General features: G+C 41.9%; 14 protein-coding genes, 1 riboswitch and 1 other annotated feature (1 of these 16 only partly in view). Of the genes, 4 read left to right on the top strand and 10 right to left on the bottom strand.

Annotated elements, in window-relative coordinates; all coding sequences use genetic code 11:
* Positions 1-6: a binding site (T-box leader), on the bottom strand (it extends 205 nt beyond the left edge of the window).
* Positions 7-44: 38 nt separating this feature from the next.
* Both CARFE_RS14205 and hflX read right to left on the bottom strand, forming a co-directional pair.
* The gene (locus CARFE_RS14205; RefSeq protein ID WP_051250142.1) at positions 45-581 is read right to left on the bottom strand and encodes a phosphatase PAP2 family protein; all 537 of its coding nucleotides are present in this window, start codon (positions 579-581) and stop codon (positions 45-47) included.
* A complete protein-coding gene (hflX, locus tag CARFE_RS14200; protein ID WP_051250141.1) occupies positions 562-1,806 on the bottom strand; it encodes a GTPase HflX in 1,245 nt (414 codons plus the stop codon). The genes CARFE_RS14205 and hflX overlap by 20 nt, the downstream gene beginning before the upstream one ends.
* A 130-nt stretch (positions 1,807-1,936) precedes the next feature.
* Between hflX and CARFE_RS0103830 the strand changes: the two genes are divergently transcribed.
* The gene (locus tag CARFE_RS0103830; RefSeq protein WP_011343058.1) at positions 1,937-2,161 is read left to right on the top strand and encodes an ATP-binding protein; all 225 of its coding nucleotides are present in this window, start codon (positions 1,937-1,939) and stop codon (positions 2,159-2,161) included.
* 16 nt (positions 2,162-2,177) lie between these two features.
* Here CARFE_RS0103830 and CARFE_RS14195 read toward each other — a convergent pair whose 3' ends face one another.
* The 4 genes from CARFE_RS14195 to CARFE_RS14190 form a co-directional block, all read right to left on the bottom strand.
* Complete coding sequence (locus CARFE_RS14195) at positions 2,178-2,630, bottom strand: YkvA family protein (protein ID WP_034541569.1); 453 nt, start codon at positions 2,628-2,630, stop codon at positions 2,178-2,180.
* Between the two features lie 142 nt (positions 2,631-2,772).
* A complete protein-coding gene (gene htpX, locus CARFE_RS0103820; protein WP_028051802.1) occupies positions 2,773-3,618 on the bottom strand; it encodes a zinc metalloprotease HtpX in 846 nt (281 codons plus the stop codon).
* Positions 3,619-3,650: 32 nt separating this feature from the next.
* Positions 3,651-3,944 carry a hypothetical protein gene (locus tag CARFE_RS0103815; protein WP_028051801.1) on the bottom strand — a complete coding sequence of 98 codons (294 nt, stop codon included), beginning with the start codon at positions 3,942-3,944 and terminating at the stop codon, positions 3,651-3,653.
* Between the two features lie 139 nt (positions 3,945-4,083).
* Entirely contained in the window at positions 4,084-4,470 is a 387-nt protein-coding gene (locus CARFE_RS14190) for a YckD family protein (RefSeq protein ID WP_034541567.1), read from the bottom strand.
* A gap of 171 nt (positions 4,471-4,641) precedes the next feature.
* On the opposite strand from CARFE_RS14190, the gene asnB reads away from it, so the two are divergent.
* From asnB to CARFE_RS0103795, 3 genes are all read left to right on the top strand, one after another.
* Positions 4,642-6,480, top strand: coding sequence for an asparagine synthase (glutamine-hydrolyzing) (gene asnB, locus CARFE_RS0103805; protein WP_028051800.1), 1,839 nt, complete (start codon positions 4,642-4,644; stop codon positions 6,478-6,480).
* Between the two features lie 92 nt (positions 6,481-6,572).
* Positions 6,573-6,659: riboswitch (cyclic di-GMP riboswitch) on the top strand.
* A gap of 59 nt (positions 6,660-6,718) precedes the next feature.
* On the top strand, positions 6,719-7,642 hold the full coding sequence (locus tag CARFE_RS14185; RefSeq protein ID WP_051250140.1) for an HD-GYP domain-containing protein: 924 nt from the start codon (positions 6,719-6,721) through the stop codon (positions 7,640-7,642).
* 71 nt (positions 7,643-7,713) lie between these two features.
* Positions 7,714-8,226 carry a ferritin gene (locus tag CARFE_RS0103795; RefSeq protein ID WP_028051799.1) on the top strand — a complete coding sequence of 171 codons (513 nt, stop codon included), beginning with the start codon at positions 7,714-7,716 and terminating at the stop codon, positions 8,224-8,226.
* A 56-nt stretch (positions 8,227-8,282) separates the two neighbouring features.
* Here CARFE_RS0103795 and CARFE_RS14180 read toward each other — a convergent pair whose 3' ends face one another.
* The 4 genes from CARFE_RS14180 to CARFE_RS0103775 form a co-directional block, all read right to left on the bottom strand.
* The gene (locus tag CARFE_RS14180; RefSeq protein WP_051250139.1) at positions 8,283-9,146 is read right to left on the bottom strand and encodes a DMT family transporter; all 864 of its coding nucleotides are present in this window, start codon (positions 9,144-9,146) and stop codon (positions 8,283-8,285) included.
* A gap of 102 nt (positions 9,147-9,248) precedes the next feature.
* Positions 9,249-10,646: an ATP-binding protein gene (locus CARFE_RS0103785; protein WP_028051798.1), complete on the bottom strand. Its 1,398-nt coding sequence runs from the start codon at positions 10,644-10,646 to the stop codon at positions 9,249-9,251.
* A gap of 40 nt (positions 10,647-10,686) precedes the next feature.
* Entirely contained in the window at positions 10,687-11,898 is a 1,212-nt protein-coding gene (locus CARFE_RS0103780) for a THUMP domain-containing class I SAM-dependent RNA methyltransferase (RefSeq protein WP_245570750.1), read from the bottom strand.
* Positions 11,820-13,040 (bottom strand): MFS transporter, encoded by a 1,221-nt coding sequence (locus tag CARFE_RS0103775; RefSeq protein WP_028051796.1) that lies wholly within the window; start codon positions 13,038-13,040, stop codon positions 11,820-11,822. The genes CARFE_RS0103780 and CARFE_RS0103775 overlap by 79 nt, the downstream gene beginning before the upstream one ends.
* Between the last annotated feature and the right edge of the window lie 15 nt (positions 13,041-13,055).

Below are 13,055 nucleotides of genomic sequence, written 5' to 3'. Positions count from 1 at the left end.
CTTTTCCCTATTTGCCATGTATTTGGAGAATATTTTATGCAAAATTATACGAAAATGTCAATAAGCAAACGAAAAACAAAATGCAAAAGGTAATAAACAATTCCTCCCAAAAAGGCCCCGGCTAGCACATCCCGAAAATAATGGTGGCCAACGTAGACCCTTGAAATCATCAAAAACACTACATATGCCAGGGCTATAACTCCCGCCACCTTCGCCACTTCCCAAATCCCCATCGTTAGGGCCACCGCTCCGGTTATATGGTCGGAAGGAAAGGAACTGTCAGCGGCATGGGGGTATAACGGTTTAATCCCTTTTTCGACAAAAGGCCTGGGAAAATAATAGCGCCTGCCCAAATATTTTGCCAAATATACGGCAATTAACCCCACCACACCGGTTTTAAAAAGATAAAACTTAACCTTTAAATCTCCCGTAAAAAACAAGTACAGCATAATTAGCCAGTAAAAATAAATTCCCCCGCGGGAAAAAAAGACCATAACCTTGTCTAAATAAATATTCTTTTGCGCCATGCCGTAAATCAGCCAAAATACTCTTTCGTTAACTTCATACCGGCTTTTCGCCATTGCTCTCCTCCAGCTTTTCCCTTCCTAAGTACCTCGCTATCCTTTCCCGGGGACCGGCAACGGTAACCTCAATTCCTTCCGGTAAATACTCTAAATTTATAAGCTTTAAGTTTTCTTTTAAATCCCCAATTTTAAAAGCCTGGGCAAAGGGCAAAACCGCTTTTACCGTAACTTCCTGCCAGAATAAGTTTTCCTCTATTAATTTTAAAAGTAGCTCCATGTTATAGCCGGTACGGGCAGAAATCGCAACCGCCCTTTTACCCAAAAACAAAACCGGTTCCGGCAAAAGATCCGCTTTATTATAAACGGTAATTACCGGCACTCTTACTTTCATTTCCGTTAGAATTTTTTCAACCACCGCTTCCTGCTCTTCCCGGTATGGGTTTGCCCCATCCACCACATGCAAAATTAACTCTGCTTCATGCACTACCTCCAGAGTCGATTTAAACGCTTCTTTAATCAGGGGTGGCATATTTTCAATAAAACCTACCGTATCAATTAAAAGAAGCTTCTGTCCTCCAGGCAAGGTTAGTTTTCTAACCGTAGGATCAAGAGTGGCAAAGAGCTTATCTTCCGCCAGCACTCCCGCCCCGGTAAGGGCATTAAGTAAAGTAGATTTACCCGCATTGGTATACCCCACCAGGACTACAATTGGCACTCCCGCCTCCAGCCGCCGGGACCTTTTGACTTCCCGGTTTTGTTCAATTTCTTTTAATTCCCGGCGCAACTCGGCAATCCTTTTCCGAATAGTCCGCCGCAGAACCTCCAATTTGGTCTCTCCGGGACCCCGGGTACCAATTCCGCCCCCAAGGCGGGACAAAACCCGTCCGAGCCCGGTAATCCGGGGAAGGTTATACATAAGCCGGGCCAACTCCACCTGAATTTTCCCCTCATGGGTGTGGGCATGCTCGGCAAAAATTTCCAGGATAATCTGGGTACGATCCACCACCGTAACTTCGAGAATTTCTTCCAGGTTTTTGGCCTGGGTAGGTGTTAAATCTCCCCCCACCGCCAGCAAATTTAAATTGTGTTTTTTTAAGAGTTCTCCTATTTCCTGCACCTTCCCGTAGCCAAAATAAGTGGCAGGAACCGGATGCTCAAGCCTTTGGCTTATAATATCAACAGCCTCAATCCCGCGGGTTTTCAGGAGGGCTAAAAACTCTTCTTTTTGGTAGGGAAATTTTTTCAGGTTTTCAACTAAAAAAGCCACTAAAGCTTTTTCCACAATAAACCCCCCGGTTTTTTGACCATTATACCACAAATAAATTTTTCTTGACTAAAAGCTAAAACTTTTTTAAGATATTTCCAAATCTCTTTCGTAAATACTATTATAAGCATAAGCCAAGGAGGTTATCATGGCGAAAAAAGTTGCTGTAGTTGACCCGACTCTCTGCGATCAAGCCCCGGCTTGTATTTTAGTTGTGGTCTGCCCCTTTGGGGCTATTGAACAGGAGCCGGCAGAATACGATTTCCCCGGCTTTGGCAAACCGGTTACGGTTAATCAGGACTTATGTACCGGCTGTGGTAAGTGTCTGCCTTTTTGTTCTACAGGAGCTATTAGCCTTGTGGAAAAAGAATAAGGCTGGCCCAAAAAGGTCAGCCTTGGCTCCATTTTATTAGCTTTCGCAACAGAAAACCCGTTCCTTTGATCATTAACTTTGTTGCCTGCCTTCCGGCAAAGCCCAGGGTTTTTGCGGAAAAATTCAGAGTTTGTTCGGCAATCTCCCGGGCCACTGCTTTTAAATAGCGGATATCGTCTTCAATTTCTTCTTCTTCCAAACCCACAGCCAAAAGTTCCTGTCTTCGGATATCCGGCGGCAGCTTTTTTAAGGCATAGTTTAGGGAAGATAAAGCAACGATTAAATCATCAAGCTGCCCTAAAGCTGGAATAACCCCCGGAATAAAATCAGCGGGCGATGCCCAGTATAATAGCCCCCCAGCCAAAATCGACTTCTCCTTAAGGGTAAGCTCCGGGTGGCGCGCTAAGCGCCAAGCAAGTTTAGCATACTTCGGAGCCTTTTTTACAAGAAAAGATATCCTTTCAATCATTTAAATCACCTTTACTTATTTTATCCACGCCATTTTAGATTTAATCCTGTTTTCCCCTTGTTGTCTGAGAATTCTCCTTATTTCGCAGTCAGGAATAAAATTAAATGCAGGTACGGTTTCCAACCGTACCTGCAATTTTAAACTACCACCTCATAGCATAAAGCCTTTCAATCCGGTCTTCAATGGGTGGATGGGTAGAGAAAAGCGCCATTAAGGCCCGTCCGTTCAAGGGGTTTACGATAAACATATGCGATGCGGCTGGAGACACTTCCATCGGTATCCGCAAGCTGTAAGCATGGAGCTTCTTTAAAGCCTCCGCAAGGCCCACCGGTGACCCCGCAAGCTTTGCCCCCGTTTCATCGGCCAAATACTCCCGGGAACGGGAAATCGCAAGCTGCACCAGTAAAGCCGCAATCGGAGCTAAAATCAGCAAGATAAGATCGGCTATAAGCCCTCCGGGATTATTATCATCATCGCGACCACCGCCAAAAAACAACCCCCAGCGAAAAACATCCGCCAGCATGGAAATAGCTCCGGCCATAGCCGCCGCAATGGTTCCTATCAGAATATCCCGGTTTTTAATATGAGCTATCTCGTGGGCCAGCACCCCTTCAATCTCCTGCCGGTTTAGAAGATTTAAAAGTCCTTCGGTTACCGCTACCGCTGCGTGTTCAGGATTACGCCCGGTGGCAAAAGCATTGGGCTGGGGCGACGGGGTAATATAAATTTTGGGCATGGGAATGCCGGCTTTTAAGGATAGATTTCTCACAATTGAGTACAACTCCGGCGCCTCCGCCTCACTTACCGGATAAGAACCGGTCATTTTTATTACCAGGGTATCGCTGAAGTAATAGCTAATAAAGTTCATGGCCAGAGCTATCAGGAAAAACGTAAATGCTCCGGTCGTCCCACCAATAACTCTGCCAAGTAAAACCAGCAAAACGGTTAACACACCCATTAAAAGCCAGGTTTTTATCGTATTGGTCATTCTTCTCTTCCCCCTTAAATTTGTTAATCCTTTTAAGCTACGCCAAATCCATCAAAATAAGACGTTTGATACCAACGGGAAGTAGTAAAATGCTGGAGTTTATTTATATTTAAAAAATCCTGCAGGTTATCAATAATAAGTTTTGTTTTATTCTCTTCTTTTTTGTTCTCTATCCTTTTTGACTTATGGTTAATTTTAATTATTATCTTTCTCCCCAAAAACAACGACACATCTCTTAAAATAAGCTCTTCTACATCGCCGCTCCCGACAAAAGCTGCTAATATTATTGCCAAAAATATCAGTAAAAAGCGCAGGGCCTTTAACATCGACACCACCAGTATTAATTATACATCAAAAAAGGTCAAAAATAAATCACCTAAAACATTTTCCCCAAAAAAGAGTAATAGCCGGCAAAACGCCGGCTAAAATCTATATAAAAGGAGGAAGGTGCATTGAAGAAGGTACTTATAAGTTAGAATATCCGCCCATCATCCCACCCCGGGGTCCATAAAAACCCTGGGGTACAGCATTGTTACTGTTCGGTACTTGCTGATTCCATCTGCCCCAAAAACCTCCTCTGCCAAAACCGCCGCAACCGGGACCAAAAGCATCAGGATTTTGTATTCTGTACTGGAGCATTGCATCAATTCGTTGCTTCATAAAATCTCCCTGTTCTTTGGTAATAAGCCCGGCTTTTACCCGTACGTCAATTATTTTCTTCATAATTTCCGCCTGTTGTTTGTAGAGGTCGATCAGCTCATTTTTCTGGTCAACGGTTAAGGCGGCCATGGCCGGTACTGTAAAAGCTACCAACAGCAGTGCTACAAGCCCAATTATCAGTTTTCTCTTCATTAAAATCACCCCTTTTTTTGTTTTCGATTTTAGTTTAACCCAAAATGTTTGCAAAATCTCGGAGAAAATGTTACAAATTTGTTTAAGTTAAATTTCCAGCGAACCCTTTCCTCTTCTGCGGCATATCATAAAAGAGACTGCTAAAAAGTAGGGCCATAGGAGAGGATTAACATGTGCGGAATTGCAGGTATGATAAGTTTTTCTAAGGATTTATCACCTTTTGTTCCTCTATTAGAAAAAATGACCCAATCCCTTACCCACCGCGGTCCAGACGCTTTAGGTATTTGGCATTCGGAAAATATCATTCTTGGACACCGGCGACTGACGGTCATCGATCCGGAGCGGGGGCGGCAACCGATGATTCGCACCTACGGGGATTTGCAGTACGTTATCGTTTACAACGGTGAGCTCTATAATACCAAAGAGCTTCGGGATGAGTTAGAAACTCGGGGACACCATTTTTACACCACCTGTGATACCGAAGTTTTACTGGTTTCCTACATTGAATGGGGCAAAGAATGTCTTTCTAAATTAAACGGTATCTTTGCCTTTGCCATTTTCGATGAAAAAGAAAACCAGCTTTTTTTAGCCCGGGACCGGCTCGGAGTAAAGCCCCTTTTTTATGCTCTGGTAAATGATACCTTGATTTTTGCTTCTGAAATTAAAGCCCTTCTTCTTCACCCCGACATCCCTTCCAGGCTTTCCACCGATGGCTTAAAAGAAGTATTGTTTTTGGGTCCCGCCCGCACCCCGGGAATGGGAGTTTTTGCACATATTTCCGAACTACTTCCCGGCGATTATGCCGTATTTAACCCGGAAGGTTTATTTATAAAACCCTACTGGCGTCTTACTTCTAATCCCCATCCCGATGATTTCCCCACTACGGTGAAAAAAACCCGGGAACTTTTAGAAGACGCGGTTATTCGCCAGTTGGTTTCCGATGTACCCATTTGCACCCTTTTATCCGGGGGTCTTGACTCAACGGTAATTACTGCTTTTGCCGCCCGCCACCTTCATAGCCGTGGCGAAACTCTAAACACCTTTTCGGTGGATTATGCGGAAAACGAGCTGTATTTTACCGAAAGTGCTTTTCAGCCCAATTGCGATGCTATGTTTATCCCTTTGGTTGCCAAAGAGTTTAACACCCTTCATCGTAATATCGTGTTAACTCAAGAAGAACTTTTTGACGCACTATTTCCGGCTTTAACCGCCCGCGACCTTCCCGGTATGGTCGATATTGATTCATCCCTGTGGCTTTTTAGCCGGGAAATAAAAAAAGAAGCCACCGTGGGCTTATCGGGAGAATGTGCCGACGAAATTTTCGGCGGCTATCCCTGGTTTTTTAGAAAAGAAGCCCTTGAAGCCAAGACCTTCCCCTGGGCTCTAAGCTTAGACCGCCGAAAAACCCTTTTTAGACAAGATTTAATTGCCGAATTAAAGCCCGATGAATATGTCCAGAAACGCTATCACGAAGCTTTAGAAGAAATTCCTGAAATTTCCGGATTATCCCCGGAAGAAAAAAGGCTTCGGGAAATAACTTACCTTACCCTCACCCGCTGGATGCCTATATTACTGGACCGTAAAGACCGGATGACCATGGCCTGGGGTCTGGAAGTGCGAGTACCGTATTGCGACCACCGGCTGGTGGAATATTTGTGGAATGTTCCCTGGCACTTTAAAACCGCTGGAGGCCAGGAAAAAGGTTTACTACGGCAGGCAGTAGCGGATCTTATTCCGGACTACATCCTCAAGCGTAAAAAATCTCCTTATCCCAAAACTCATCATCCGCTTTATACCAAACTGGTAAGAGAAGCACTAACGCAAATCTTGGCCGAAAACTCTTCCCCGATTAACTTCCTGATAGATGAAAACGAGGTCCGAAAACTAATCACCAATCCCTCTCCCCCAAACGCCCGCCCCTGGTTTGGCCAGTTAATGGGCGATACCCAGATTATGGCGTATTTAATTCAACTAAATTACTGGTTTAAAAAATACCATATTTCTTTTTAATTTGAGTAGACAAATATTTAACATTTTTTCAACTTCTATCTTTACAAAATTGTCATTTTTTTGTAATATTTTTGTTGAAAATTAAATATTTTTGTCGATAAAGGCAAAACCGGCGAAAGCCGGTGACGCAAAGCTACAGGGGCTAAAGCGAATTTTCGCCATGCCAGCCAGCTGCCGAAGGATGAACTAAAAACCTCCTTGGGCAGGAGGTTTTTTGTTTTTGAGGAGGGAGAATTGCTTGGCCCGAAAAGCCAATATCTTTGAAAAAAGTTTTCATGCATCAAGTCGCGCCTTATTATTAACCGACTGGGAAGGAAATTTAATTGCAGCAAACCAGCAGTTTTACCAATTGTTTCAACAAGAAAAAATAGATTTTGCAAATTTTAATATTTTTCGCATGTTTCCAACACTTAAAGCCACCAAGCATTCTCTAACTCCAAAAAAAGGAGTAATTTTACAGACTTCGAAAAACTTAATTGTCAAAGTAGATATTGATTGCAATCAAAGTTTTGATTTCCGCCTTTTTTATTTTAAACTCCTGCAGTCAGAAGTCAAAACATTTAAGCTTACTAATTTAATCAATGAAGCTAAAAATCTTCAAAGTGTAAAACTTGTTTCAAAAATTCTCGAGATACGAGATCCTTATACTTCCGGCCATCAGGAAAACGTAGCACGAATTGCGGTAGCCATTGCCCAGGAGCTTGGATGCCCTCCACCGGTATTAAAAAGTATCTACATAGCAAGCCTTCTCCATGATGTCGGAAAAATTGGAATACCAATTGAAATTTTAAATAAACCGGGTAAACTTTTAAAACCCGAATTTGAACTAATTAAAACTCATCCCCTTACCGGTTACAACCTATTAAATGATGTTGATTTCGACTACCCCATTAGCGAATTTGTACTACAACATCACGAACGTATTGATGGTAGCGGTTATCCCAACGGCCTTAAAGGGGATGAAATTTACCTTGAGGCCAAAATTATAGCTGTTGCCGATGTTGTCGAAGCTATGAGCGCTCATCGTCCCTACCGCCCATCTTTAGGCATTAAAGCCGCGCTAAAAGAAATTGAAGCCGGTGCCGGCAAATTATATGATCAGGAAATAGTAGCCGCCTGTTTATACCTTTTTAGGAAAAAGAAATTTACTCTTAGCCCTTAATAAACGGCTTCATATCTACCCTTAATTAATGTTATACTTAATTAAGTAATTTCCACCAGGGAGGTATGTCTATGCTTAGCCAAAAGCTTTTAGCCGCTTTAAACGAACAGCTTAAATGGGAGTTTTATTCGGCTCATCTTTATCTTGCCATGGCCGCTTACTGCCACGACCAGGGGTTAGACGGCTTTGCCAATTTCTTTCGGGTCCAGGTCCAGGAAGAAACCTTCCACGCCATGAAATTTTTTGACTACATAAATCAACGGGGAGGAAGGATATTTATTTCCGGTATCGATCAACCCCAAAACGAGTACGCTTCTATCTTGGACGTGTTCACCAAAGCTTATGAACACGAGCAAATTGTCACCAAACGTATTTACGCTTTAAGCGATATCGCCCTGGAAGAAAAAGAGCACGCCACGATAAGCTTTTTAAAATGGTTTATCGATGAGCAGATGGAGGAAGAAGAAACATTTGGTAATCTCGTAAAGAAACTCTCCCGGATCCAAAATGACCAGCATGCCATTTACACTTTAGATGCCGAACTGGCTCAACGGGTCTTTACCCCTCCCCCCTCCGGGAAGTAATAATTTTAGGGACAGTCCCTAAAACTATACTTTAAGTATAAAAAAGGGGACTGTCCCTAATTTTCTACTTTGGCTACCAAGTATGCTCCGAAAAGCACCAGCACGCCTCCGGCAATTTGCCCGGGAGTTAATTTTTCCGCAAATAACAGGGCCGCAAAAATAACCGTTATCACCGGTTCAAACATGCTAATAATCGAAGCACGGGCCGGTCCCAAAAGCTCAATTCCCCGAAAAAAGGTAAACATTGCAAGAAGGGTAGAAAATACCACAATACCGGAAATTGAAAACCACACTTTTTCCGGGGGCAGAAGATCAAGAGTGCCGCTTAATAAACCGACCACCAGAAAACAAATCGCCGCAAAAACTGCAATAAAACTGCTGGCGGTTAGAGAGGGAATTTGTGTTAAAACCTTTTTCCCCAGCGTTATATAAACCGAATAAACTAACGCCGTAGCCAGAGCAAAAAGTACCCCAGTTGGATTTAATTTGCCGCTTATATTCCCCAAAACCAAAATTAGACCGGCAAAGGCTAAGGCTACCGCAACAAATCCTTTAAACCCCAGCCGGTCTTTATAGACTATGCTTGATAAAATCGCCACCAGCGCCGGGTAAGTATAAAAGATTAACGATGTCAGCGATGCTGAAATGTATTTAACCGAAAGAAAAAAGCAGGAAGACTGTATTGTATATAAAATCCCCATCGCCAAAACATATAAAATCTCTTTTTTGGTAATGCCAAAACCCTTATGAACATAATAGTTATAAACCTGAAAAATAAGCCCCGCCAAGAAAAACCGCCAAAAAAGCAGCGTATAGGGCGAAGCTCCCTCCTTATACGCAAACACCGCAAAAATCGGAAGTAAACCAAAACCCGCCGCCGATAAAAAAGTAAGTAAAACCCCCCGGTAGTACTGACTCATTCCCCGCTCCCCCAAAATTTTTTATCAATAATAACATATATGAAGGATATTGAAAACAGCGAACCTCTTTAGAAAAAAGGCTACTTTTTTCGGTAGCCCTTTTTAAACTAACGAAAAATTTTTAAAATCAAATAAATATAAATTCTTATTTTTTTTAGCCGCTTCAATAAGTTCAGAAGAAAACCCTTCTTTACTGAAAATTATAAAACTCTCGTTTCGCTTTCCTTTATTCCACTGTACTTTTTGCGCTTTTGCAATTAAATTGCTATAAACTTCATAACCAACTTTACGGTTCTGGTATTTGCATTCACCAAAGATAATTTCTCCCGAATCCTTATTAAGCCCAACTACATCAATTTCGGTTTGTCTATCCCACCATTTCCCTATTTTTGTATATTCTGTGTTTAAGTCTCCCCTTTTCACTAAATACCTGAGGAGTTCCTGGCAAACTTTTTCAAATACAAAGCTTAGATGATTTTCAATAAAACTTTCCCGGATTTTCCTTAAAACAAATTCTTTTTCGTTAATTTCAAGAAAACTTTTATAAGGATAAACAAATTTAAACCAAAAGTCCAAAAAATTATCTTTTAAAAAATATAACCCTTTTTTACTCTTTTCGGGATTATCTTCGGTAATAGGAGTAATTCTTTCTAAAATATCTAATTCAATTAAAGTTTTTAAGTATTTCGTAAGACCGGTCTGCGAAATTCCTAACGCAGTAGCTAACGCCCCTAACTTGTGATTTCCGGCAGCAATGCTTTTTGCTATAGAAAAGTAGCTACCAATATCTCTTAATTCCTTTTCCAGTAAGAATACTGGTTCTTCATATAAAAAACTATTTTTACTTAAAATATTTTTAGCAATAGCCTGATAAATATCTTTTTCTTCCTGAAAAACTTCAATATATTTAGGAGTGCCGCCGGTAACTGCATATATTTCTAAAACTTCTTCCCAGTTTTTCCCGGGAAAAAATTCGGACATGTGTAAAAAGTCAATTGATTGTAATTTAATTTGTCCCGTTCTTCTACCATAAAGAGGACTACTATAAGAAAGGGTTTGGGATTCCATTAAACTAATTAAAGAACCACATAAAATAAGCATAATATTTTTTTCTTTTAAAAAACTATCCCAGATCTTTTGCAAAATCGATGGAAAAGCCCTATTGGCCACGCCTAAATATTGAAACTCATCAATGACCAAAACTCTTTTTTCATCATCTTTTACAAAAAATTTAAATATCTCTTCCCAGCTCAAATCACTTTTTAAAATAAGCTCATTATTTAAAAATTGACCAAGTAATTTAATTAAAGCTTTCCTGTTTTCACCTTCCGATTCCTCGGTTGCTAAAAAATAAAGAGCAGGTTTATTTTTTATAAATTCTTTTATAAGAGTTGTCTTCCCCACTCTGCGGCGCCCGTAAATCACCACCAGGGAAGAACCCTGACGGTAATATTCTTTTTCTAAAAAGGAAAGCTCTTCGTCCCGGTTAACAAATTTCATAAAACCACCTCATAATAATTATACCCTAAATTATTATAATTTAAAGTATAATTTTTGGTGGTTTGGGCCCAAAGAACTGATAAAACTGGGTTTCAATCTTCCCGTTATAAAGCTTACGCCGTTTATCCGCTTTTCTGCCATAAAGTTTTTCAAAAGCCGGATGACTGGTTAAAAAATAAAAAGACCATGTGGGAAGTTTCTCCCTTAAGATTTTTAATTCCCGGTACAGTTTCTCCACTTCCCGCACATCCCCAATTCTCTCCCCGTAGGGTAAATTAGAAATTAACCAGCCGTACTCTTCAGTGAATTTAACTTCCCGGAAATCTTTTTTAAAAAACCGGATACTTTTTTCTACCCCTGCCGCTTTAGCGTGATAGCGGGCATAACTTAATTCATCTTCGGATATGTCGCTGCCGTAAATTAAAAGCTTTAGATTACGCCGTTTGCTCCTTGCCTCCTCCCGGGCAAGCTCTAATTCTTTTTTAGGAAACCAGGGCCATTTCATAAAAGCAAACTCCCGGTTTATTCCCGGTGCAATATTTAGCCCAATTAAAGCCGCTTCCACCGGTATGGTGCCGGAGCCGCAAAAAGGGTCAGAAAAAGCTCTGTCTTCCCGCCAGCGGGAAAGAATTACCAGAGCTGCCGCCAGAGTTTCCCGCAAAGGTGCCCGGCCGGTTAATTTTCGGTAACCCCGTTTATGTAAACCAGCACCGCTGGTGTCAATGGTCAGGGTAGCCAGGTCTTTTAAAAGCGAAACTTCGATCTTAAACTCCGGCCCATCCTCCGGAAACCAGTTAAGACGGTACTTACCCTTTAATCTCTCCACAATGGCTTTTTTTACAATTGCCTGACAGTCGGAAACGCTCATAAGCTTAGACCTGACAGCTTTACCGGTTACCGGAAAATTAGCGTTTTTCGGTAAAAACTCCTCCCAGGGTAATGCTTTGGTTTTTTCAAAAAGCTCCTCAAAGCTTTCAGCATAAAACTCCCCTACTTTTATTAAAACCCTGTCAGCAGTTCTAAGCCAGAGATTGGTCCGGGCAATAGTAGAATAATCCCCGAAAAACTGCACCTTCCCATTTTCCACCATGACATCGTTAATCCCAAGATTTTTTAATTCTAACGCTACCACCGACTCCAAACCAAAAGCTGCAGTAGCAATTAAGCTTAGTTTCACAAAGCCCCCTCCAGTTGCCGTAAGTATAAGACCGCTATCGCCCCTGCTAAAGCCAGTACTCCGGAAAGAAGCCATAAAAGTTTTAAACCATATAACGAAGCTACCGCTCCCATTACTACAGGCCCCGCTGAAAAACCCGCCCGGGACATGATATGTAAAAAAGCATTTACCCTTCCCCGATGGGTAACCGGAGTACGGTCGGAAATATAAACATTTACCGTGACCGCTCCCGCCACTTCCCCGGCCGTCCAGATAAAAGCCGAAATTAATAGGAAAAGATAGCTTTTGACAAAGGCAAGCATGCCAAACCCAACAGCATAAAGAATTCCGGAAATATAAATTGCCGTTAAAGGCTCCCGGTGTTCAAAGATTTTCGTTAGAGGCCCGGTTAAAAGCACTACTCCCAGCCCATTTACCGTCATTAAACTTCCTAACACCTTAGCCCCGGTTAACTCCCCAAATAAATCCGTCACCGTTAAAGACATCCCGAAAGTCGACTGGACATAAACAAAAGAATATATAAACCAGATTAGTGAAAAGAAAAACAGAGAAGGTCTAAGCTTTAAAACATCGATTAGTCCACCCTTTACTGGCGCTTCTAAACTATTTTTAGCCTCAGAAGGAGTGGTCGGTTCCTTCACAAAAAATGCCGATAACATCGAAGAAGCAAGGCAAGAGAAGGCATTCCCCAGAAAAATAACCTTGATCCCGTAGGCATAAAGAAACCCCGCCAAAAGGGGGCCCAAGGCAAAACCAATGTTAACTCCAAGGTATGTCAATGAGAAAGCCCGAATCCTCTGTTCTCCCTGGGTAAGGTCGGTAATTAAAGCTCTACTTACCGGCTGCACCCCACCCCAGAAAAACCCAGAAATAACAACAATTGTAGCTATCGCGTAGGGATCGAGCATAAAAGCCGCCGGAATAAATAAAAAACCCGCAGCGCTTTGATAAAATACCAGGACTTTTTTGCGCCCCACCTTATCGGCAATCTTTCCGGCAACAAAAGCCCCGGGGAGCTGGAATAAAATTGCTATGGTTACAATTAATCCTGCCTTTTCCGCTCCCAGCCCGAGTTTCCTGGTAAAAAGGATCGTTAAAAAAGGCCAGACAAAATTACCCATATTATTAACAATATTTGCAACAAACAAAACATATATGCTCTTGGGAAGGCCGCTATAAACTTTAAAGCTTTTTTTTAAAGATGTCGCTACCTGCAAAATCCCCTCTCCCCT

Origin of the sequence: Carboxydothermus ferrireducens DSM 11255 (assembly GCF_000427565.1) — a bacterium.
Classification (GTDB): domain Bacteria; phylum Bacillota; class Z-2901; order Carboxydothermales; family Carboxydothermaceae; genus Carboxydothermus; species Carboxydothermus hydrogenoformans.
This window is presented reverse-complemented; position numbering and strand designations above follow the sequence as displayed.